22 protein-coding genes are annotated in these 21,040 nt (G+C 62.7%); 14 read left to right on the top strand and 8 right to left on the bottom strand.

Features of this window, described 5'->3' with window-relative positions; translation table 11 throughout:
• Positions 1-11: 11 nt before the first annotated feature.
• Together JHL16_RS18450 and JHL16_RS18445 are read right to left on the bottom strand one after the other, a co-directional pair.
• A complete protein-coding gene (locus JHL16_RS18450; protein ID WP_200186319.1) occupies positions 12-425 on the bottom strand; it encodes a YciI family protein in 414 nt (137 codons plus the stop codon).
• A gap of 133 nt (positions 426-558) precedes the next feature.
• The gene (locus JHL16_RS18445; RefSeq protein WP_200186318.1) at positions 559-1,242 is read right to left on the bottom strand and encodes a DUF899 domain-containing protein; all 684 of its coding nucleotides are present in this window, start codon (positions 1,240-1,242) and stop codon (positions 559-561) included.
• A 137-nt stretch (positions 1,243-1,379) separates the two neighbouring features.
• Between JHL16_RS18445 and JHL16_RS18440 the strand changes: the two genes are divergently transcribed.
• Positions 1,380-1,826, top strand: a complete 447-nt coding sequence (locus JHL16_RS18440; RefSeq protein ID WP_200186317.1) for a MarR family winged helix-turn-helix transcriptional regulator — start codon at positions 1,380-1,382, stop codon at positions 1,824-1,826.
• Between the two features lie 15 nt (positions 1,827-1,841).
• On the opposite strand, the gene JHL16_RS18435 is transcribed toward JHL16_RS18440, so the two are convergent.
• From JHL16_RS18435 to JHL16_RS18420, 4 genes are all read right to left on the bottom strand, one after another.
• On the bottom strand, positions 1,842-2,618 hold the full coding sequence (locus JHL16_RS18435; RefSeq protein WP_200186316.1) for a DUF899 domain-containing protein: 777 nt from the start codon (positions 2,616-2,618) through the stop codon (positions 1,842-1,844).
• A gap of 31 nt (positions 2,619-2,649) precedes the next feature.
• Positions 2,650-3,126 (bottom strand): SRPBCC domain-containing protein, encoded by a 477-nt coding sequence (locus JHL16_RS18430; RefSeq protein ID WP_200186315.1) that lies wholly within the window; start codon positions 3,124-3,126, stop codon positions 2,650-2,652.
• On the bottom strand, positions 3,123-3,458 hold the full coding sequence (locus JHL16_RS18425; protein WP_200186314.1) for an ArsR/SmtB family transcription factor: 336 nt from the start codon (positions 3,456-3,458) through the stop codon (positions 3,123-3,125). The genes JHL16_RS18430 and JHL16_RS18425 overlap by 4 nt, the downstream gene beginning before the upstream one ends.
• A gap of 89 nt (positions 3,459-3,547) precedes the next feature.
• Positions 3,548-3,856, bottom strand: coding sequence for a putative quinol monooxygenase (locus JHL16_RS18420; protein ID WP_200186313.1), 309 nt, complete (start codon positions 3,854-3,856; stop codon positions 3,548-3,550).
• Positions 3,857-4,002: 146 nt separating this feature from the next.
• On the opposite strand from JHL16_RS18420, the gene JHL16_RS18415 reads away from it, so the two are divergent.
• Complete coding sequence (locus JHL16_RS18415; protein WP_200186312.1) at positions 4,003-4,641, top strand: TetR/AcrR family transcriptional regulator; 639 nt, start codon at positions 4,003-4,005, stop codon at positions 4,639-4,641.
• 22 nt (positions 4,642-4,663) lie between these two features.
• Positions 4,664-4,984 carry a response regulator transcription factor gene (locus tag JHL16_RS18410; protein ID WP_200186311.1) on the top strand — a complete coding sequence of 107 codons (321 nt, stop codon included), beginning with the start codon at positions 4,664-4,666 and terminating at the stop codon, positions 4,982-4,984.
• Positions 4,985-4,988: 4 nt separating this feature from the next.
• On the opposite strand, the gene JHL16_RS18405 is transcribed toward JHL16_RS18410, so the two are convergent.
• Positions 4,989-5,486, bottom strand: a complete 498-nt coding sequence (locus JHL16_RS18405) for a CGNR zinc finger domain-containing protein (protein ID WP_200186310.1) — start codon at positions 5,484-5,486, stop codon at positions 4,989-4,991.
• Between the two features lie 139 nt (positions 5,487-5,625).
• Between JHL16_RS18405 and JHL16_RS18400 the strand changes: the two genes are divergently transcribed.
• From JHL16_RS18400 to JHL16_RS18390, 3 genes are all read left to right on the top strand, one after another.
• Positions 5,626-6,552 (top strand): branched-chain amino acid ABC transporter permease, encoded by a 927-nt coding sequence (locus tag JHL16_RS18400; RefSeq protein ID WP_200186309.1) that lies wholly within the window; start codon positions 5,626-5,628, stop codon positions 6,550-6,552.
• A 9-nt stretch (positions 6,553-6,561) separates the two neighbouring features.
• Positions 6,562-7,032: a hypothetical protein gene (locus JHL16_RS18395; RefSeq protein ID WP_200186308.1), complete on the top strand. Its 471-nt coding sequence runs from the start codon at positions 6,562-6,564 to the stop codon at positions 7,030-7,032.
• 155 nt (positions 7,033-7,187) lie between these two features.
• A complete protein-coding gene (locus JHL16_RS18390) occupies positions 7,188-11,957 on the top strand; it encodes an NAD-glutamate dehydrogenase (RefSeq protein ID WP_200186307.1) in 4,770 nt (1,589 codons plus the stop codon).
• Between the two features lie 39 nt (positions 11,958-11,996).
• Here JHL16_RS18390 and JHL16_RS18385 read toward each other — a convergent pair whose 3' ends face one another.
• On the bottom strand, positions 11,997-12,317 hold the full coding sequence (locus JHL16_RS18385) for a heavy metal-binding domain-containing protein (protein WP_200186306.1): 321 nt from the start codon (positions 12,315-12,317) through the stop codon (positions 11,997-11,999).
• Between the two features lie 203 nt (positions 12,318-12,520).
• On the opposite strand from JHL16_RS18385, the gene JHL16_RS35295 reads away from it, so the two are divergent.
• The 8 genes from JHL16_RS35295 to rpsO all read left to right on the top strand — a co-directional run bounded on the left by JHL16_RS35295 (position 12,521) and on the right by rpsO (position 20,981).
• Entirely contained in the window at positions 12,521-13,666 is a 1,146-nt protein-coding gene (locus tag JHL16_RS35295) for a calcium-binding protein (protein WP_200186305.1), read from the top strand.
• A 203-nt stretch (positions 13,667-13,869) separates the two neighbouring features.
• Entirely contained in the window at positions 13,870-14,445 is a 576-nt protein-coding gene (gene rimP, locus JHL16_RS18375) for a ribosome maturation factor RimP (protein ID WP_420884548.1), read from the top strand.
• A 1-nt stretch (position 14,446) separates the two neighbouring features.
• The gene (gene nusA, locus JHL16_RS18370) at positions 14,447-16,051 is read left to right on the top strand and encodes a transcription termination factor NusA (RefSeq protein ID WP_200186303.1); all 1,605 of its coding nucleotides are present in this window, start codon (positions 14,447-14,449) and stop codon (positions 16,049-16,051) included.
• Positions 16,048-16,641: an RNA-binding protein gene (locus tag JHL16_RS18365; RefSeq protein ID WP_200186302.1), complete on the top strand. Its 594-nt coding sequence runs from the start codon at positions 16,048-16,050 to the stop codon at positions 16,639-16,641. Before nusA ends, JHL16_RS18365 begins: the two co-directional genes overlap by 4 nt.
• An 83-nt stretch (positions 16,642-16,724) precedes the next feature.
• The gene (gene infB / locus JHL16_RS18360) at positions 16,725-19,283 is read left to right on the top strand and encodes a translation initiation factor IF-2 (RefSeq protein WP_200186301.1); all 2,559 of its coding nucleotides are present in this window, start codon (positions 16,725-16,727) and stop codon (positions 19,281-19,283) included.
• A 114-nt stretch (positions 19,284-19,397) separates the two neighbouring features.
• Positions 19,398-19,784, top strand: a complete 387-nt coding sequence (gene rbfA, locus JHL16_RS18355; RefSeq protein ID WP_200186300.1) for a 30S ribosome-binding factor RbfA — start codon at positions 19,398-19,400, stop codon at positions 19,782-19,784.
• Entirely contained in the window at positions 19,781-20,692 is a 912-nt protein-coding gene (truB, locus tag JHL16_RS18350) for a tRNA pseudouridine(55) synthase TruB (protein WP_200186299.1), read from the top strand. Before rbfA ends, truB begins: the two co-directional genes overlap by 4 nt.
• A gap of 19 nt (positions 20,693-20,711) precedes the next feature.
• Positions 20,712-20,981: a 30S ribosomal protein S15 gene (gene rpsO / locus JHL16_RS18345; protein WP_137857519.1), complete on the top strand. Its 270-nt coding sequence runs from the start codon at positions 20,712-20,714 to the stop codon at positions 20,979-20,981.
• Positions 20,982-21,040 lie beyond the last annotated feature (59 nt).

Genomic DNA, 21,040 nt, shown 5'->3' with positions numbered 1-21,040 from the left:
CTACGTGATTGTTAATTTCGGGCGCCGCCCACTTCCATCGCGCGGAAACGTTCGATGGCCTCGCCTGGGGTAAAATCCTCAAGCTCGAATAGTTGGCGGATTTCGATTTCACCGTCCTCATTGTGCGGATTGGGGAAACGGCGGGCCCATTCGAGCGCTTCTTCGCGCGACTTCACCTGGATGATGGTGTAGCCGGCGATGAGCTCCTTAGTTTCCGAGAAGGGACCATCGACGACGCGACGCTTGCCGCCTTCATATTTGATGCGGAAGCCTTGCGCCGTCGGATGCAGCCCATTGGCATCGAGCAGGATGCCCGCTTTGGCGAGCTCGGCGTGATAATCCGCCATGGCGCTGAGGAGGGACTCCTCGGGCATGACGCCCGCTTCCGAATCCTTGCTGGCCTTGACGATGATCATGAAACGCATGGGTCTAGATCTCCTGTTCCGGTGAGGGAGCCTTGCCGGCTCTACCTCCACGACGTGCGAGGTTCGACGAAATCGACAGGCGGGCAAAGAAAATCAAAAGATTTTTTTTCGGCCTGCGGAAGTCTTTGAATTTTCAGGCGCCTTGGCGTCCGAGCGGTGTCAAATCGAGATAATGCAGCACCGGGACGACAGGTTCCACGCCACGCGCATAGGTCGAGTAGGTGTGGAAGATCTCATCGCCTTCGCGCAGGAAGACGCTGATGCCGTGATGCTCGCCATCGGCGAACCACGGCTCGTTGTTGGCGATGTGCTCGGCGCGCGGACGGTAGTTGTATTCGGAGGGCGCCACCTTCTCGTCGGTCGTCGCCTGGAAATCGTAATTGAAATCACCGCCGAAGGACGAATAGAGCGGGATGTCCCAGCCTTTCGCTTGCGCATAGGCCTTGAGCTTCGCCTGCGGGGCGCGCGCGATGACGGCGAGCGAGGTGTCACGCTCATGCAGTCCCTTCAGAACCGGGAGGTCGTCGACGAAACCGGTGCAGCCGGAGCAGGCCTTTTCCCAGTCGGGATCGTACATGAAGTGGTAGACGATGAGCTGGCGGCGGCCGTCGAACAAATCGAGGAGGGAGGCCTTGGCGTCCGGACCGTCGAAGACATAGTCCTTGTCGAGTTTGACCATCGGCAACCGGCGGCGCGCCTCGTTGAGCGCATCACGCTCACGGGTCAGCTGCTTTTCCTGGTCGAGCAGCGCCTTGCGGGCGGCAAGCCATTCGGAACGCGATACGGTCTTCGGCAGTGCTTTCGGAGTCTCAAGCATACAAACCTCCCTGGTTCCCGGTTAGTGGGCGGAAGCCCGCCGGGCCATTACGTCCGACATAATCGATGCGACGATGCGTCCCTGATCGCGCGGTTCAATTACCTTGACAAATAGGTTGATATCAACATAATTAGCGCATGTCAACTCGGCTGGGCCCGTCTCTCGAAGAAACTCTTCACGTCCGTGATCATTGCCTGTGTCTCCATGTGCAAAGGGCGGCGCGAGCGCTGGCGCGGCGTTTCGACGACGCCTTGCGCCCGCTCGGCATCAATCAGGGACAATTCTCGCTGCTGATGTCGCTCAACCGTCCGGACGCGCCGACGATCAGCCGGGTGGCGGCCTTTCTGGCGATGGATCGCACCACGCTCACCGCCGTCCTCAAGCCGCTGGAGCGGCGCGGTCTCCTGACGATGGCGGTCGACACGGAGGACCGTCGCAACCGGCGGCTGACCCTGACCGACGCCGGACGCAAGCTGCTGCGCGACGCGCTGCCGATCTGGACGAAGACACATGCCGCGGTCGACGCGATGCTTGTCGAACAGAAATCCGACAATCTGCGCGGCGTGCTCGCGCTCCTGGCCTGAGGCGCGCGCCATCGCTCAGGCGCCCGTCGAGCCGCAGCAGCCTCCCGCCTTGGCGGCGGAATTCTTCTCACCAGTCAGACCTTCCGGTTCATAGCGGTCATGCCGCCTCACCCAATCGGTGAGGTTGTAATTGGGGCCGGTCTCATTGCGGCCTTTGGGAGTCATATCCAGAAACATATAGGCGCCGAGGATCTCCTCGCCGCCGCGCCCGAAGGTCGAGTAGGTGTGGAAGATCTCGCCTTCTAGCGTCTTGTAGAAAACGCTCAGGCCGGAAAGATCCTCGATGCCGACATCGGTCGTCTCGTAATTGTAATAGGCCTTGCCCGAGGCGACCTCATCCTGGGTGAAGGATACGTTGAAGTCGTAATTGAAGTCATTGGCATGCGAGGACACGAAAGGGAAATTCCAGCCCATGCGCCGCCGATAGGCTTCGATTTCGGCAATCGGCGCGCGGGCCACCGAGGCGAAGGCGACATCATGGTGGCGGAAATGCAGGAGCGCGCCCGCGACATGGTCGACCTCGAAGGAGCAGCCGACGCAGCCTTCCTTCTGTCCGGGAGCCAGCATGAAATGCTTGATGATGAGCTGGCTCTTGCCCTCGAAGAGATCGGCCAGCGTGCATCTTCCCTGCGGCGTGTCGAAGACATAGGTCTTGTCGATCCTCACCCAAGGCAGCTCGCGCCGCGCGGCGCTGAGCTTGTCGCGCAAATGGGTGAATTCCTTCTCCTTTTGGAGAAAGGCTTTGCGGGCGGTGGTCCACTGATCGCGGCCGACGACTTCATGCTCGATCATGGGGCTCTCCTTTTCGATTTACAGAAAGGGTTCAGGCCGCCTCGGCGGTGACCACATAGGCGGTGAGCTTGTCGAAGGCTTCGCTCCAGCCGCCCTCGTGACCATCGCGTTCCTCGACAGACTGGAAGGGCGCCTGCTTGAAGGTCATGCGGGTTTTGCCGTTCTCTTCGGTGAAGGTGATGGTGATCAGATTTTCCAGGCCGCGCTCGCCGTCCTCTTCCCAAGCGAAAGTGAAGACGAGGCGTTTGTTCTCGACAACCTCGCGATAGACGCCGTGGAACCAGTAGTCCTTGCCTTCGGGAGAGCGGATCAAGGCGCGGTACTGGCCGCCCTCGCGCACATCGAGCTTCGCCGACGGGGCGGTGAAGCCCTTGGGGCCCATCCAGCGCACCATGTGCTCAGGCTCGGTCCATACTTTGTAGACAAGCATCGGCGGCGCATCGAGCACGCGGGTGATCACCAGTTCGAGCCGGTCTTCCCGCACGTCCTTGTTGTTCACGAGATTCATGACGTGCCTCCCTTGGATTGCAGGTCCTGCAGATAGGTTTCGAGACGGTCGAAGCTCGCCTCCCAGAAGCGGCGGTAATGCTCGAGCCAATCCGCCGCTTCCTTCAGCGGGCCGGGCTCGAGGCGGCGCGGCCGCCATTGTTTCTCGCGGCTCTGGGCGATCATGCCGGCCTTCTCCAGCACTTTGAGGTGCTTGGAGATTGCCGGCAGGCTCATCTCGAACGGCTCGGCGAGCTCGGTGACCGAAGCCTCGCCCAAAGCCAGCCGGGCCAGAATGGCGCGCCGGGTCGGATCGGCGAGAGCAGCGAAGGCGGTGCTGAGGCGGTCGGTCATTTACTGAACCAGTCAGTTAATTAATCATTTGGTTAAATAATGGGAGTGACTACTCTTGTCAAGGCTGACGCTGGGTTGGGGAAGGCTGGTTAGTGCGCGCCTTCGCGTGGCAGGCCGAAACCGCCGACGGGCTCGGTCCGGGTGGCGCTGTCGAAGCCGGCGATCATCGGCATGGCTTCGGTGATCGCCGCCCGCACCTGCGGCAGGCTCAAAGAGCCCTTGTGGCTCGCCTCGCTGTCCCAGACTTCGGTGATCCAGATCGCGTCGGCATCGGCCGGGTCCTTGGCGATAATGTAATTCAGGCAGCCAGGCATCTTATCGGTGCCACGCAACAGAATGGCGAGCAAATCATCGCGTTTACCGGGCTTTGCCCGCATTTTTCCGATCAGACCAAACATCGAGAACTCCTTATGCCCGGATCATGTCGGGTGCGACGGGCGCTGTCGAGCCGCTCATGTTTAGAAACAAACGCTTGTTTGTTTAATCGAGTGTGCTAAGATCCGCTCAAGGACGGGGAAAACCCGCAAAGACAAAGGGAGGACTGATGGCTCGGACCCGTGGATCGGTCGGCGCCGAAACCGAAAAGGCAATCCGCAAGGCCGCCGTCGAGCTCATCGCCAAACATGGCTTCGAGGCCATGACGCTGCGCGACCTCGCCGAGCATGTGGGCCTGCAGCCGGGCTCGATCTACCGCTACATCGCCACCAAGGACCAATTGCTGGTCGACATCATGGCCGAGCATATGGAGACGCTGATCGCCGCCTGGCGCGCCGCCGACCGTCCCGATGCCGATCCGCGTCTCAGGCTCGAGGGCTTCGTCGACTTTCACATCCGCTACCATTTCCAGCGGCAGAAGGAAGTGGTCATCGCCAATCTCGAATTGCGCAGCCTGACGCCCGATGCGCGGCGCGCCTGCGTAGGCTTGCGCAAGACCTATGAAGGCGAGCTGCGCGGCATCCTCGAAGCCGGCATCACACAAGGTTTCTTCTCGCCGACCGACAGCGGCATCGCCACCAATGCGATCATCTCCATGCTGACCGGCGTGTGCTTCTGGTACAGCCCGAAAGGCAAGCTTTCGGCCGACGACATCATCGCCATTCACAAACGCCTGGTGCTCGGTGGACTCTCCGGCACACCGCGCGGCGAAGCAAAGATCATTCCCCTGGCAGCAGGACGCAACTGACATGAAGGACGAGGAGGCGATCATGGATCATTTGGTAACGGACGCGCATCACGCCGCTCTTTCACTCGATGATTTTCATGCGGTGCCCAAATTGCGCCGCCGGCTCAGTGAGATCCGCACCTATGGTTACCGCCCGACGCCGGCGCGGCTGACCGGCCAGCAATTGCTGATCGCCCAGCTCACCGCGTTGGGTCTCGCCAACAAGGAGATCGCCTATCTCGCCGATATTTCGGAAACGACGGTGAAGGCGCATATCAGCGCCGCCTTGCGCAGCCTCAATCTGAAACGGCGCACCCAGCTCTGCCGCTACATCTTCGAAGCCGGACTGCTCGCAGCCGAGTAACGCGTCACGTCGATGCGCTGATCCGTTCCTTCTTGCGCGCATAGTAACGCCGCGCCTTGGCGCGGCTGCCGCAGACGCCGGTGATGCACCAGCGCTTATTGGCGTTGCGGGTGCGGTCGATGAACAGCCAGCCGCAATTGCCGCACACCCGCACACGTTTCGCATCGGGGGAGAAGGCGAGCGTCATCGCCTGATGCAGGATGGTGGTGAGGAACGTATCGCGGTTTTCGGTCAGGGTCTCGGCATAAAGAGTGGCGAGAGCCGGCCAGCCGGCGCCCGAGCGGAAATAGCCGTCGATCGCCTCGCGGGCCGCTACGCAACGGTCGACCGAGGACATTGGCGGGCTCAGCCCGGCAAAAACGGCCCAGCCGGCCAGATTTTCGGCTGATCCCCCGCGATCCTCCTCGCGGCCGGGCTGGCCGCGCCAGACCACCATATTCGCGAAATCGAGCGCCGGCTGACGGTTGATGAAATGATGGTCGTGCCAGTGGAAGCCGGTCATGGTTGCAATTGACAGGGAGAAGTCCCAGCGTCATTCTTACTAGCAAACCATGGTTAGCCCGTCAAAATGGATTGTCATTCTCCTCTCCGGGGCAGGGGCATGCCTCCTTTTGGCGGAGCCCGCCGCTGCCGAGAGCGCAATGCGCTCCACCGGCTATGTGATCCAGCAGATGGTCAATGCCAGCCTGGTCGGGGCGCTCTACAGCCTGCTCGCCGTCGCCTATGCCCTCCTTCACGGCATCACCAACCGCATCGTGCTCTCCTTCGGCGACATCGCGACCTTTGGCGCCTTCAGCACGATCTATATGATGCTGCTCATGCTGGCTTCGAACTGGCAGGTCGGACTCGCCATCGGCATGGTTTTCGTGATCGCGGTGGTGTCGACCGCGGCCTTCAGCGCCATGCTGCAGAAGCATGTGTTCTCGCCTTTGGTGCGCTCGCCGACCCAGGCGATCATGATCGCCTCCATCGGCGTGTCCATCGCGCTGCAAGAGGGCTTGCGGGTGAAGTCGTCGGGGCGCGAGCAATGGCTGTCGCCGATCTTCGCGAGCTCTGTGGTCAATGTCGATTTCGATGGCTTCACTCTCCATGTCACCGGCATGCAGTTGCTCATTCTCGCCATCGCGGCGACATTGCTGAGCGGCCTCACTTTGGTGCTGACGCGCAGCCAGGCGGGCAGGCTGTGGCGGGCCTGCTCGCAGAATATCGCACTGGCCCAGCTCTGCGGTATCGACACCAGCCGCGTGCTCACCTGGACAGGCGCCACGGCAGGCGCTTTCGCCGCCGTCTCCGGCTGGATCATCGCCGTCGGGTATGGCGGGGTGAGCTTCTATATGGGGCTGGTGCTGGGCCTCAAGGCGCTGTTCGCCACCATCATCGGCGGCTTCGGCACGATTGGCGGCGCCATCGTGGGAGGCTTCCTGCTCGCCGCCATCGAGACCTTGTGGAGCGCCTATTTCCCGATCGTCTATCGCGATGTCGCGGTGTTTTCGATCGTCATTTTGATCTTCATCATCAAACCCGACGGGTTGCTGAGCGTCGATCTCCGGCGCGACAGTGAAGTGTGAGGTAATGCCATGATACCGCGTAAGATTATTGGCCTGGCCGCCGCTCTCTTCCTCACCGCCTGCGGCGAGGATCCGAATGCGCCCTACCTGAATTTCGCCGGCGGTGGGTTCGTCTTCAACTATCGCAATGCGGAGGCGTTTTACGGCTTCGTCGCCAAGCCGGTGCGGACCCTTCCGGAAGGCGGATCGATCGAGGCGCAGTTCGAGGTGCCGGGCAGTGCCGAACCGGCGACGGTGACGGAAAAGGTCGTCGCCGGCCAGGTCCAGTATTCATTCAAGTCGCCCAATCTCACCGGCATCCAGCCCAAGCATGATTACAAGGCGGTGATGCGCCTGCTCGATTCCGCAGGTAAGGAAGTTGCGCGCTATGAGCAAAATTTTCATACCGATGTCGACCAGTCGACCATGCCCAATCAGCCGCTGGTCGTCGGGCCGGGTTACGAAAAGAATCCGGATCTGAAGCCTGGGACTCTCAACTGACGAGGGCTCGCGGCAACTAAAATGTTTGTCGGGCCTGCATTAAGCGTTTTGATCAAAAGAATGGGGCGCTTTCGACGCGCCTTATTCCTGTAGCTCTTCTGTCGCAATGCTCCTAAAGGATGGCGTCGATTACCGCCTTCTTATGGAGTTTCGCGATGTCGCCGCATGATCCCCTGGTCGCCCTGATACGCACGACGGAGGGAAAGGTTAAGGGCGAACGGGAAAAGCTGCTGGCGCGCCTGCTTCTGGAGAAGGCGCCGCCCGAGGACCTGCAGAATCATCCGGCCGACGACCTGGGCCAATTGGTGTCCGGCCGCATGGCGTTTCTGGCCGATCGCAAGCCCGGGCGCACCAAGATCGCCGTCACCAATCCGGAAGGACCCTTCGGCGCCGTCACATTGGTCGACATCCTCAATGACGACATGCCGTTCCTGGTCGATTCGACGATCAGCCTCCTCACCGAGCGCGGTTATGACGTTCGCCTCGCTCTGCATCCCGTCCTGTCGGTGAAGCGCGACGGCGACGGCAAGCTCACGGCGCTCGAGGCGAAGCCCAGCTCCGATGCGCATACGATGCGCGAGAGCTTCATGCATTTCCATCTGGCGCGCATCAATGCCGACGAGGCATGGGCGCTGGAAGAAGACCTCAAGGCCATCTTCGCCGATGTGCGCGTCGCGGTGCTGGACTGGCGCGCCATGCAGCAGCGTCTGCGCGAAGCGATCACCAGCTACCAGAAGAATCCGCCGCCCTTGCCGATCGAGGAGCTTACTGAATCGATCGCCTTCCTGCAGTGGCTGCTGGACAATCATTTCACCTTCCTCGGCATGCGCGAATACAAATTCGAAGGCGGCGCCAAGAAGGGCGTGCTCGAGCCGATCGCCGAGACGGGGCTCGGCATATTGCGCCAGCCGGAAATGGAAGTTCTCCGGCGCGGCAATGAGAAGGTCGCGATCTCGCCGCAGATCCGCGAATTCCTGATGCAGCCCGCAGCGCTGGTGATCACCAAGTCCGACATGCGCGCCAATGTCCATCGCCGTTCGGCCATGGACTATATCGGCGTCAAGCTGTTCGACGCCGAAGGCGAGCTCTCGGGCGAATTGCGCGCCATCGGCCTCTTCACTTCATCAGCCTATACGCAGAACCCCAACGAGATCCCGCTTCTGCGCAAGAAGCTTCAACAGGTCGTCCAGGCCTCGGGCTTCTCGCCATCCGGCCATTCCGGCAAGGCGCTAGTCGCGGTGCTGGAAGGATTCCCCCGCGACGAGCTGTTCCAGATCGATGCCGACGTGCTCGCCGACATGGCGGCCGGCATATTGCGGCTCGAGGAGCGTCCGCGCACGCGCCTGTTCGTCAGGCGCGACAAGTTCGACCGCTTCGTCTCGGCCTTCGTCTTCATTCCGCGCGATCGGTTCGATTCGGACGTACGCCGCAAGGTCGGCGACATGCTGGCGGAAGCCTTCGACGGACGGGTGGCGAGCTTCGCGCCGTCCTTCGGCGAAGGAACGCTGGTGCGCGTGCATTTCATCATCCTGCGCAATCTCGGCAAGGATCCCAAGCCCGATCTCGCTTCGCTCGAGCAGCGCATCGTCGAAGTGGTGCGCAACTGGGACGATCGCCTCGAAAGCGCGCTCGTCGCCAAGGGCGCCGATCAGGCGACGATCGCGCGCTGGCGCGGCGCCTTCCTGCCGGGCTATCGCGATTCGACCGATCCCGCGTCCTCGCTCAAGGATATCGAGGAGATCGATGCGCTCGCCGAGAATGAGAGCATCGGCGTCGAGTTCATTCGAACGGAAGGCGACGGCCCGCGCGAGCTGCATTCGCGTCTCTATCATCAGGGCGACGCCATCGCACTTGGCCGCCGGCTGCCCATCCTCGAAAATCTGGGGCTTCAGGCCATTTCGGAAACGACCCATATTCTCTCGCCGGGCTCGTCCGCAGGCCGCACGCGCGCCGTCATCCATGACGTGCTGCTGCAGGCGCCCGCCAATGCCACGATCGACGATCCGGCAACGCTCAAGGCGCTGGAAGAGGCGTTTCTCGCGGTGTGGACCGGCATGGCCGAAAATGACGGCTTCAATGCGCTCACCTTGCGCGAGGGCCTCGGCTGGCGTGACGTCTCGCTGCTCCGGGCACTGGGGCGCTACATCCGCCAGTCGGCGGCGTCCTTCTCACCCGATTACATGGCGCAGACGCTGGTCAAATATTCGCCGATCGCGCGCCAGCTGGTGACCTTGTTCTACGCGCTGTTCGATCCCAGGTCGCCGGACGAGAAGGCCGCGGACACCGCCAAGGAGAAGATCGAGAAGGCGCTCGTCGATGTCTACAATCTCGATGAGGACCGCATCATCCGGCGCTATGTGAATCTCGTCAGCGCCGTGCTGCGCACCAATTTCTTCCAGCCGGCCAAGGCCGACGGCGAACCGCCGCTCATCAACTTCAAGATCAGCTCCAAGCTGGTGGAGGGCATTCCCGAGCCCAAGCCCTTCGCCGAGATCTTCGTCTATGCGCCCGATGTCGAGGCGGTGCATTTGCGCGCCGGCCCGATCGCGCGCGGCGGCATCCGATGGTCGGACCGGCCGGAAGATTTCCGCACCGAGGTTCTGGGGCTCGCCAAGGCGCAGAACGTCAAGAATGCGGTGATCGTGCCGGTCGGCGCCAAAGGCGGTTTCGTGCCGAAGCGCCTCAAGATCGGCGACAGCCGCGAGGCGATCCAGGCGGAAGGGGTGCGCGCCTATAAACGTTTCATCTCGAGCCTGCTCGACATCACCGACAATCTGAAGGGCGACAAAGTGGTGGCGCCCATCGATGTGGTGCGGCGCGACAAGGACGATCCCTATCTGGTCGTCGCCGCCGACAAGGGCACGGCGACCTTCTCCGATACCGCCAATGGCATATCGGCCAGCCACGGCTTCTGGCTCGACGACGCTTTCGCCTCAGGCGGATCGGCCGGGTATGACCACAAGAAGATGGGCATCACCGCCAGGGGCGCCTGGGAGGCCGTGAAACGGCATTTCCGCGAGATCGACGTCGACATTCAGACGACGCCCTTCAGCGTGATCGGAGTCGGCGACATGTCGGGCGACGTGTTCGGCAACGGCATGCTGCTCTCGCGCGAGATCAGGCTCCTCGCCGCTTTCGATCACCGCGACATCTTCATCGATCCCGAACCCGACACCGAAAAGTCGTTCAAGGAACGCGAGCGGATGTTCGCGCTGCCGCGCTCGAGCTGGCAGGATTACGACAAGGCGCTGATCAGCAAAGGCGGCGGCGTGTTCTCGCGCTCGCTCAAGGCCATCCCGCTCAGCCCGGAGATGAAGAAGCTCACCGGGCTCGCCGGCGACAAGGCGACACCACAGGAGCTGATGCGGGCACTGCTGCTCGTTTCCGCCGATCTGTTGTGGTTCGGTGGCATCGGCACCTATGTGAAGGCGTCGAACGAGACGCAGGCCGATGCCGGCGATCGCGCCAATGACGCGCTGCGCGTCGATGCCGATGAGCTCAAGGTGAAGGTCATCGGCGAGGGCGCCAATCTCGGCGTGACGCAGAGAGGCCGCATCGAATTCGGGCTCAATAGCGGGCGCATCAATACCGATGCGGTGGACAATTCCGCCGGCGTCAACTCCTCCGACATCGAGGTGAACATCAAGATCGGCCTGTCGCGGGCCGAAGCGCAGGGGCGGCTCAAGCGCGAGGCTCGCAACGAGCTCCTGGCCGACATGACCGAGGATGTCGCCGGTCTCGTGCTGCGCAACAACTATCTGCAGACGCTCTGTCTCTCGCTGGCGCTGGAGCAGGGCACGACGGAAAACTCCTACGCCATTCAGCTCATGCAGCGGCTGGAGAAATCAGGCGAGCTCGACCGCAAGCTCGAGGCGCTGCCGACCGACACGGTCGTCATCGAACGCGACCTCAAGGGCGGCGGCCTGACCCGGCCCGAGCTCGCGGTGCTCATGGCCTATGCCAAGATCTCGCTGTTCGGCGAAATCGTCGCCAGCGACGTGCCCGACGATCCCTATCTGTCGCGCGAGCTCAAGCGCTATTTCCCCAAGGCGATGCAGGAACGTTTCGCCGACGATATCGAGCACCACAAGCTGCGCCGTGAGATCATCGCCACCATGCTGGCCAACAGCATGATCAATCGCGGCGGCCCGAGCTTCATCGCCTATGTGCTGGGCGAAAGCAGCGCCGGGCCCGCCGATATCGCCGCTGCCTATGCGGCGGCGCGCGACAGCTTCGATTTCCTCGAGCTCAACACGATGATCGACGGGCTCGACGCGAAAGTACCGGGCACTCTCCAGAACAAGCTCTATGCGGGGCTGCAGCGTCTGCTGCGCTGGAGCACGGTATGGTTCCTGCGCCATGAGAAGCTCGATGACGGCCTGCAGCAGCTCATCGAACGTTATCGCGACGGGCTCGCCAAGGTCGAAGCGGTTTTGGCCAAGACGGTGCCGGCGGCCGATCTCGAGCAGATGAAGGCGCGGCAGAGCGAGCTCGAAAAGCAGGGCGTGCCGGCGAAGCTCGCCGCCAAGCTCGCCAGCCACCGCTTCCTGCAGCGAGCGCCTGACATCGTGAAGATCGCCGAGCGCACCGGCGCCGGCATCGATGCGGTCGCCGCGGTGCTGTTCGCCACCGCATCGGAACTGGGTGTCGAAAGACTGATCGAGGAAGGCAACGCGCTGCGGGCCCGCGACCTGCTGGAACGTCAGGCGATCAACCGGCTCAGGGCGCAGGTCTTCGAGAACCATCGCGGCATCGTCACCCGCATCGTCGAAAGCAAGACGAGCTGGGCCGACTGGCGGGCGAAGAACGAGGCGCGCGCTGCGGCCGTAATCGAAAACATGGATACGATCCTGGCGAGCAAGCCCTTCGACATCGCCCGCTATGCGGTGGCGCAGGGTACGCTGGCCGATCTGGCGATCAGATAGAAAACTCCCTCCACCGCCGAAGGCGGGGAGGGTGGTTCTTTACTCGATCCGGACCGCGGTGCCTGCCGCGGTCACCATCAGCATGCTGCCATTGGAGCCGATCGTCTCGTAATCGAGATCGACGCCGATCACCGCATTGGCGCCCAAGGCGGCGGCCTTGTCGGTCATCTCGCCGACGGCGGTCTGGCGCGCATCGTTCAGCACCTTCTCATAGGAGCCGGAGCGACCGCCGACGATGTCGCGGATCGAGGCGAAGATATCGCGGAACAGATTGGCGCCGAGGATCGCCTCGCCGGCCACCAGGCCCTTATATTCGAGGATACGACGGCCTTCGATGGCGTTGGTCGTGGTGACAAGCATGGCGATTTCTCCTCCTGACGAAATTCACACGAGCACGACGGCTCGGATGTCAAATGTGATCTTCGCCGCCAGTTGCAAGTTTTTTCGAAATGCAACCGATGAGGCACGACGGCGGCTGAATAGAGGCTGAACGAAGACCGCCGCTCAGGTTCAGCCGATCGGAATTATTCTGCCGTTTTCAGAGCAATGTCATGGAGGCGCATATGGGTATCGACAAGGGCGATCCAGGTACGACCAATCCATACCGCTTGATCAAAGGAACACGCGTCGATGATGTTCTCGTCGGCGGCAGTGGCCAGGATCATATCATTGGCTACAGCGGAAATGACCGGCTTTATGGCCAGGATGGCGATGACATGTGCGATCCCGGCCTCGGTATTGATCTTGTTTCCGGTGGCGCCGGCAATGATACTGTTACTTACGCTAACGCCGAGGGTGGGGTGTCCGTTTTTCTCGATCAGGGATATGGCGGCCGTTCATCGCTCGATGCGGCCGACAAGGACAGCCTGTTCAGCATCGAGAACGCTATCGGCTCGGCCTATGACGATTATCTCATCGGCAATGGCGAGGCCAATATTCTGCGCGGTGGCGGCGGCGCCGATGTGCTGTTCGGCAATGGCGGCAATGACCGTCTCTTCGGCGAAACCGGCGATGACCGCATCGAAGGTGGCTCAGGCCATGACATGATCGATGGTGGAAGCGGTGTGGACCGGGCCGGCTACACGGTCGAGACCGGCGGGATGACGGTCGATCTCGAACAAGGCCGGGCCTACAAGACAGCACTTGGCTTCGACAACGATCCCGACGCCGACACCCTTGCCAATATCGAGGATGTCGCGGGCTCGGCCTATGCCGACATTCTCAGAGGCGACGGCAACGCCAATCTCCTGATCGGTAATGGCGGCAATGATACGTTGCTCGGGCGCGGTGGCAATGACGTTCTCCTCGGCGCCAACGGTGATGACGAACTCGTCGGCGGCGACGGTGACGACCGGCTCGAGGGTGGCCGGGGCAACGACATGCTGTCGGGTGGCGCCGGCACCGACACGATGACGGGCGGCGATGGCAATGACCTGTTCTATTTCTTCGCCAGCGCCGATGCGCCGCTCGGCTATGACGTGATCACCGACTTCACTGACGGCGACAAGATTTCGATCGAGACCTATGAGGGCTTGAGCTTCATCGGCATGGCGGGCTTTTCCGGGTCCGGACAGGGTGAAGTCAGCTATACCCATGCCCATGACGGGCGGACGGTGATCGTCATCGATGTGGATGGCGATGCCATGGGCGACCAGACGATCTGGCTCAGCCGGACGATGAATCTGCAGGCGGACGACTTCGTCCTGTAGTGGCCCGCCCGGCCGGAATCGGTGCCCGCCACCAGCCTCCTGGCGGCGGCTTGCCTTTTCCCAGGGGGAGGCCTATATGAGGCCAACTTAGGTTCATCCACATAGCTAGAGTTATGAGGGTGGGTCCCAGCCGGGGCCCGCCATTTTTGTTACCTGAAATGAACGATCAGAGACTGACACGTGAGACAGGACCCGCTTTACGGGTGGCTAAACTGGTCGAGCCGGTGCTCGACGGGCTCGGCTTCCGCTTAGTGCGCGTCAAGTTGAGCGGCTCGACCTTGCAGATCATGGCGGAGCGCCCGGATGGCAGCTTCACCATCGACGATTGCGAGCAGGCGAGCCGCGCCATCTCGCCGATCCTCGATGTCGAGGACGTCATTTCAAACCGTTATTTCCTCGAAATGTCCTCACCCGGCATCGACCGGCCGCTGGTGCGCTCGGAGGATTTCGAGCGCTGGGCCGGGCATGAGGCGAAGATCGAGATGGTCGTGCCGCAGGCTGGCCGCAAGCGCTTCCGCGGCGCGCTCGAGGGTTATGCCGATGGCGAGGTGCGCCTCTTCGTCGACAATCCGGAAGGCGGCGCGGAGAAGTTACTGATCGGCGTGCCCTTCGCCGATATCGGCGACGCTAAACTGGTCCTCACCGACGCCCTGATCGCGGCGGCGAAGGAGCGCAAGGCCGGCCAGGCGATGGCCGACGGCAGCGACTGGACCGAAGACACCGAGAACGACGACCCAGCAGATTCAAAGACAACGGATTTGGACGACAGGAGACACTGACATGGCCGAAGCCGCCGTTAGCGCCAACAGGCTCGAACTTCTACAGATTGCCGACGCCGTCGCGCGCGAGAAATCCATCGACAAGTCGGTGGTGCTGGCCGCCATGGCGGAAGCCATCCAGCGTGCCGCGAAGTCGCGCTATGGGGCCGAGAACAACATCCAGGCCGAGATCGATCCGCGCACCGGCGAGACGCGTCTCAACCGGCTCCTGGACGTGGTCGAGAAGGTCGAGAACGAGGCGACCGAGATCAGCCTCAATGAAGCCCAGCGGCGCAATCCGGCCGCGGCCATCGGCGATCAGATCGCCGATCCCCTGCCGCCGATCGAGTTCGGCCGCATCGCCGCCACCAACGCCAAGCAGGTGATCGTGCAGAAGGTGCGCGATGCCGAGCGCGAGCGCATGTATGACGAATACAAGGACCGCATCGGCGAGATCGTGCACGGCTCGGTCAAGCGCGTCGAATATGGCAATGTGATCGTTGATCTGGGCCGCGGCGAAGCGATCGTCCGGCGCGACGAGACGCTGCCGCGCGAGACTTTCCGCCCCGGCGACCGCATCCGCGCTTATGTTTATGACGTGCGGCGCGAGCAGCGTGGCCCGCAGATCTTCCTGTCGCGCACCCATCCCGAATTCATGTCCCGTCTGTTCGGCCAGGAAGTGCCGGAAATCTATGACGGCGTGGTCGAGGTCGTCTCGGTCGCCCGCGATCCGGGCTCGCGCGCCAAGATCGCGGTGCGCTCGAAGGACGGCTCGATCGATCCGGTCGGCGCCTGCGTCGGCATGCGCGGCAGCCGCGTCCAAGCTGTGGTCAACGAGCTCCAGGGCGAGAAGATCGACATCATCCCGTGGTCGGCCGACGTCGCCAATTTCGTCGTCAACGCGCTCGCCCCCGCCGAAGTGGCGAAGGTCGTGCTCGATGAAGAGGCCGAGCGCATCGAGGTCGTCGTTCCCGACGAGCAGCTCTCGCTGGCCATCGGCCGGCGCGGCCAGAATGTGCGCCTCGCTTCGCAACTTACCGGATGGGATATCGATATCATGACTGAGGCCGAGGAATCGGAGCGCCGCCAGAAGGAATTCGCCGAGCGCACCCAGCGCTTCGTCGAGGCGCTCGATGTCGACGAGATTCTGGCGCAGCTGCTCGCTTCCGAGGGCTTCGCTACCGTGGAAGAGATCGCCTATGCCGACTCCCAGGAAATTTCGAGCCTGGAAGGCCTCGACGAGAATACCGCGCAGGAACTGCAGACCCGGGCGCGCGATTATCTCGACAAGATCACCGCCGAGCAGGATCAGCGGCGCAAGGATCTGGGCGTCGCCGATGACGTCGCCGAGGTTGAAGGCGTGACGTTGCCGATCATGGTGGCGCTGGGCGAAGCCGGCATCAAGACGGTCGAAGACCTGGCGGACTGCGCCACCGACGATCTGACCGGCTGGACCGAGCGCAAGCCGGGCGAGACGGTCAAGCACAAAGGCGCCTTCTCCGATCTCGATGTGTCGGCGGCGGAAGCCGAGGCCATCATCATGGCGGCCCGCGTCAAGATGGGCTGGATCGAGAAGGTGGAAGAGGTAAGCGCCGAACAGGCTGGCGAGGAGGCGCAGGACGCTTGAGCCAAACCGGGACCGAGGCAGAGGAGATTGTGGCCGAGCGCATGTGCATCGTGACCAGAGAGGTCATGGATGAGGCGCAGCTCATTCGCTTCGTACGCGGTCCCGACGGTTCGGTGGTTCCTGATCTCAACCGGAAGTTGCCGGGCCGTGGTGTCTGGGTCGGCCTCAAGCGGACCCGGGTCGCCGAGGCGGTGAAGCGTCGGGCCTTCTCGCGAGGGCTCGGTGAAGGAAGCGTCGCTAGGGAAGAACTTCCCGATCAGATCGGGGGGCTTCTCCGCAAGGCGGCGCTCGCTTATATATCCTTGGCAAAAAAGGCTGGCGGAGCGGTAGCCGGAGCCGCTAAGGTCGAGGAAATGTTGGCAGCCGGGCGGGCGCGGCTTGTCATTCATGCAGTAGAAGCAGCCCAAAATGGCCGGCAGAAGATCGACGCTCATTCGGGGCCAGGTGTGGAAACCCTGGGTTTCTTCACCTCGAACGAATTGGATTTGGCCTTTGGCCGGACAAATGTGATACATGCGGCAGTGGCCAAGGGGGCGCTCGCGGAAAAGCTCCTTCAGGCCGTGCATCGCATAGAAGCTTACGAAGGCTAGAGCGCTTTGCGAGCCTTTTCCGCCCGGGTCGGCTTGACCCGGGCGGAAAAGGCTTTAAAGCCGACCGCAAACTGGCAGGACGAATGACGGATACGAACGATACCAATGATCGCAAGCTCGGTGGCGCCGGACAACAAGGCCGGACCTTGAGCATGCGCCGCCCGGTCGAGCAAAGCCGGGTGAAACAGAATTTCTCCCATGGCCGCACCAAGACCGTGGTCGTCGAGACGCGCCGCAAGCGTCCAGGCGGCCCTGGCGGCAAGGACGAGGAACAGCAGCAGCGTCCGGCTCAAGAGGCGGCCAAGCCGCAGTTCCAGGCGCAGCCACGCGTCGCTCCGACGCATGCCGACAGGCCGCGCCAGAACGAGCAGCAGCGCTCCGGCGTCGTGCTGCGCACGCTCACCCCCGAAGAAAAGGAAGCCCGCGACCGGGCGCTCGCCGATGCGCGTCTGCGCGAGGCCGACGAGCGCAAGCGCCAGGAAGCCGAAGCGCTGCGCCGGCGCGAGCAGGAAGACCGTGAGCGCAAGGAACGTGAGGCCGCCGAGCGCCGCAAGGCGGATGACGATGCGCGCCACCGTTCCGAGGAAGAGGGCCGCAAGAAAGCCGAGGAAGCAGCCAAGAAGCTTCCCACCCAGCGTCCCGTCCAGACATCGGATGAGGATGAAGCCAAGACCAAGCCGCGCCCGGGCCTCAGCGTCAAACGCGAAGTCAAGGTTCCGGCACCGACGCGCACCAAGGGCGATGCCGATAAGCGCCGTGGCAAGCTGACGCTCTCCAATGCGCTGGACGAGAACGACGACCGTTCGCGTTCCATCGCCGCCTTCCGGCGCCGCACCGAGCGCCAGAAGAAGCAGGCGCAAGGCTTCCAGATGCCGACCGAGAAGATGGTGCGCGACGTCACCATCCCCGAGGCGATCACCATTCAGGAACTGGCCAACCGCATGTCGGAACGGGCCGTGGACCTGATCAAGCTTTTGATGAAGCAAGGCCAGATGCATACGATCAATGACGTGATCGATGCCGATACGGCCCAGATCATCACCGAGGAAATGGGCCATCGGGTCCGTCGCGTCGCCGAAGCCGACGTGGTCGAGGGCCTGGCCGGCGATACCGATGCCGCGGAGACGCTCAAGCCGCGCGCTCCGGTCGTCACCATCATGGGCCATGTCGATCACGGCAAGACGTCGCTGCTCGACGCGATCCGCAAGACCAATGTGGTCGCCGGCGAAGCGGGCGGCATCACCCAGCATATCGGCGCCTATCAGGTCGAGACCAAGAATGGTCTCGTGACCTTCATCGACACGCCGGGCCACGAGGCCTTCACCTCGATGCGCGCCCGCGGCGCCAAGGCGACGGACATCGTCGTGCTGGTGGTCGCCGCCGATGACGGCGTCATGCCGCAGACGGCGGAAGCCATCAATCACGCGCGCGCCGCCGAAGTGCCGATCATCGTGGCGATCAACAAGATCGACAAGCCGCAAGCCAATCCCAACCGCGTCCGCACCGGGCTGCTCCAGCACGAAATCGTGGTGGAAAGCATGGGTGGCGAGGTGCTGGAAATCGAAGTGTCGGCGCTCAAGGGCACCAATCTCGACAAGCTGCTGGACACCATCCTGCTGCAGGCGGAAGTGCTCGACCTCAAGGCCAATCCCGATCGTGAGGGCTCCGGCATCGTCGTCGAAGCGCAGCTCGACCGCGGCCGCGGCCCGGTCGCGACCGTTCTGGTCCAGCGCGGCACGCTGCATCTGGGCGACATCTTCGTCGCCGGCTCCTCCTGGGGCCGGGTGCGCGCCCTCATCAATGACAAGGGCGAGCATGTGAAAGAGGCTGGGCCTTCGGTTCCGGTCGAGGTGCTGGGCCTGAATTCCGCGCCGGAAGCGGGCGACCAGTTCGACGTCGTCGCGAACGAGGCGCGGGCCCGCGAGATCACCGATTATCGCGACCGCAAGCGGCGCGAATCGCGTGGCGTCGCGAGCGGCCGTGCGTCGCTCGAGCAGATGATGTCGCAGCTCAAGGAAGGCGCCCGCAAGGACTTCCATATCCTCGTCAAGGCGGATGTGCAGGGCTCGGCGGAAGCGATCGTCCAGGCGCTGGAGAAGATCGGCAACGAAGAGATCGGCGCCCGCGTCATGCATTATGGCGTCGGCGGCATCAGCGAATCGGATGTGCAGCTCGCTGCCGCGTCCGGTGCGGTGATCCTCGGCTTCAATGTCCGCGCCAACGGCCAGGCTCGCGCCGCGGCCGAGCGCGACGGCATCGAGATCCGCTACTACAACATCATCTACGATCTGGTGGACGACATCAAAAAGGCGATGTCGGGCCTGTTGGCGCCCACCTTGCGCGAAACCTTCCTCGGCAATGCGGAGATCCTCGAGATCTTCAACATCACCAAGGTCGGCAAGGTCGCCGGCTGCCGGGTCACCGAGGGCTCGGTGCAGCGCGGCGCCAAGGTCCGCCTCATCCGCGACAACGTCGTCATCCACGAAGGCACGCTGTCGACGCTCAAGCGCTTCAAGGACGAAGTCAAGGAAGTGCAGGTCGGCCAGGAATGCGGCATGGCCTTCGAGGGCTACCAGGATATGCGGGCGCGCGATGTCATCGAGTGCTTCCGCGTCGAGAAGGTACAGCGCACGCTGGATTGATCATGAACCTCGAACCGAGGTGACCGCTTACCCAATCCGTCATGGCCGCCGCAAAGGGCGGCCATGATGAGTGGGCGAGAATGGCACGTCAGAGGTTGATCCGGAGATATCCCCATGACCACATCGAAAGCCCCCTCGCAACGCCAGCTGCGCGCCGGCGAACTCATCCGCCATGCGCTGGCGGATATTCTCTTACGCGGTGAAGTGGGCGATCCCGAACTCGAGCGCTTGGGTGTCGGGGTCCATGAAGTGGCGATGTCGCCCGATCTGCGTATCGCGACCGTTTATGTGCGGCCCTTGCTCGACGGGAAAAAGGACCGTGCGGTGAAGCTCCTCGCCGAGCATGCCCGTTACATAAGGGGACTGCTGGCGCCGCGCGTCGACATGAAATTCATGCCGGAACTGCGCTTCCGCATCGATACGGCGGCCGATTATGCCGACAAGATCGACCGGCTGCTGAAGGATCCGGCGGTCGCCCGCGATCTGCCTGAGAAGAAGTGAGCAAACGTCAGAATATCCATGGCTGGATAGCCCTCGACAAGCCGGAAGGAATGGGATCGACCCAGGCCCTGGCCAAGGTCAAGTGGCTGTTCAACGCCGCCAAGGCCGGGCATGGCGGCACCCTCGATCCGCTCGCCTCGGGCCTGCTGCCGATCGCGCTCGGTGAGGCCACCAAGACCGTTTCCTGGGCCATGGATGGGCGCAAAACCTATCGCGTGCTCGTTCAGTGGGGCGAGGCGCGCACCACGGATGACCGGGAAGGCGAGGTCAGCGGCCAGTCCGACCGGCGTCCCACCGAGAGCGACATCGCCGCCATCCTGGGCCGGTTCGAGGGCGAAATCCTCCAGACGCCCCCCAAATTCTCGGCCATCAAGATCCAGGGCGAGCGGGCCTATGACCTGGCCCGGGCGGGTGAGGAGGTGGCGCTCGCCGCCCGTCCCGTCCATATCGAGAAAATCGCGCTCCTGGCTCAGCCGGATGCGGATCATGCCGAATTTTCAGTCACTTGCGGAAAGGGGACCTATATCCGCTCGCTCGCCCGCGACATGGCGGAGGCGTTGGGAACACTCGGCCACGTGGCTGCCTTGCGGCGCACCGCGGTCGGGCCATTTACCGAAAATGACATGATTTCGCTGGAAAAGCTGACTGAACTGAGCCATAAGGCGGCCGGCGACAACGCCATGGAAGGGGTTCTCCGACCCATCGAGACCGTGCTGGACGGCATCCCGGCACTGGCCGTGAAGGACGCGGAGGCCCAACGCCTGAGACAGGGCCAATCAGTTCTGCTCAGAGGCGCAAGCGCTCCCATCGCACAAGATGCGGTTCTCGTTATGTGGGGTCAAAGACCCCTGGGGATCTGCTCTATCGAAAAGGGCTCGCTCAAGCCGAAGCGTCTGTTCAACCTATAACTTATTTGGAGATGACCGAATGACGATGACCCAGGAGCGCAAGAACGCGCTCGTGAAGGAATATGCCACCAAAGCCGGCGACACCGGCTCACCCGAAGTCCAGGTCGCGATCTTGACCGAGCGTATCAACACGCTGACCGACCACTTCAAAGCCCACAAGAAGGACAACCATTCGCGCCGCGGCCTCCTGAAAATGGTCAGCCAGCGCCGTGGTCTCCTCGACTACCTCAAGAAGGTCGATGAAAGCCGTTATCAGACGCTGATCAAGCGGCTGGATATCCGCCGGTAGTCGGAAACGAAGTCAGTATGAGCGGGCGGATCACCGATTTGCCGCCCGCGATCCCCGAA

Origin of the sequence: Taklimakanibacter albus, from assembly GCF_016595235.1 — a bacterium.
Taxonomy (GTDB): Bacteria; Pseudomonadota; Alphaproteobacteria; order Rhizobiales; family Aestuariivirgaceae; genus Taklimakanibacter; species Taklimakanibacter albus.
This window is presented reverse-complemented; position numbering and strand designations above follow the sequence as displayed.

Coding starts and splice junctions, on each gene's coding strand:
- JHL16_RS18450 (WP_200186319.1), bottom strand. CDS start 425: ATGCGTTTCATGATCATCGTCAAGGCCAGCAAGGATTCGGAAGCGGGC.
- JHL16_RS18445 (WP_200186318.1), bottom strand. CDS start 1,242: ATGCTTGAGACTCCGAAAGCACTGCCGAAGACCGTATCGCGTTCCGAA.
- JHL16_RS18440 (WP_200186317.1), top strand. CDS start 1,380: ATGTCAACTCGGCTGGGCCCGTCTCTCGAAGAAACTCTTCACGTCCGT.
- JHL16_RS18435 (WP_200186316.1), bottom strand. CDS start 2,618: ATGATCGAGCATGAAGTCGTCGGCCGCGATCAGTGGACCACCGCCCGC.
- JHL16_RS18430 (WP_200186315.1), bottom strand. CDS start 3,126: ATGAATCTCGTGAACAACAAGGACGTGCGGGAAGACCGGCTCGAACTG.
- JHL16_RS18425 (WP_200186314.1), bottom strand. CDS start 3,458: ATGACCGACCGCCTCAGCACCGCCTTCGCTGCTCTCGCCGATCCGACC.
- JHL16_RS18420 (WP_200186313.1), bottom strand. CDS start 3,856: ATGTTTGGTCTGATCGGAAAAATGCGGGCAAAGCCCGGTAAACGCGAT.
- JHL16_RS18415 (WP_200186312.1), top strand. CDS start 4,003: ATGGCTCGGACCCGTGGATCGGTCGGCGCCGAAACCGAAAAGGCAATC.
- JHL16_RS18410 (WP_200186311.1), top strand. CDS start 4,664: ATGGATCATTTGGTAACGGACGCGCATCACGCCGCTCTTTCACTCGAT.
- JHL16_RS18405 (WP_200186310.1), bottom strand. CDS start 5,486: ATGACCGGCTTCCACTGGCACGACCATCATTTCATCAACCGTCAGCCG.
- JHL16_RS18400 (WP_200186309.1), top strand. CDS start 5,626: ATGCGCTCCACCGGCTATGTGATCCAGCAGATGGTCAATGCCAGCCTG.
- JHL16_RS18395 (WP_200186308.1), top strand. CDS start 6,562: ATGATACCGCGTAAGATTATTGGCCTGGCCGCCGCTCTCTTCCTCACC.
- JHL16_RS18390 (WP_200186307.1), top strand. CDS start 7,188: ATGTCGCCGCATGATCCCCTGGTCGCCCTGATACGCACGACGGAGGGA.
- JHL16_RS18385 (WP_200186306.1), bottom strand. CDS start 12,317: ATGCTTGTCACCACGACCAACGCCATCGAAGGCCGTCGTATCCTCGAA.
- JHL16_RS35295 (WP_200186305.1), top strand. CDS start 12,521: ATGGGTATCGACAAGGGCGATCCAGGTACGACCAATCCATACCGCTTG.
- nusA (WP_200186303.1), top strand. CDS start 14,447: ATGGCCGAAGCCGCCGTTAGCGCCAACAGGCTCGAACTTCTACAGATT.
- infB (WP_200186301.1), top strand. CDS start 16,725: ATGACGGATACGAACGATACCAATGATCGCAAGCTCGGTGGCGCCGGA.
- rbfA (WP_200186300.1), top strand. CDS start 19,398: ATGACCACATCGAAAGCCCCCTCGCAACGCCAGCTGCGCGCCGGCGAA.
- rpsO (WP_137857519.1), top strand. CDS start 20,712: ATGACGATGACCCAGGAGCGCAAGAACGCGCTCGTGAAGGAATATGCC.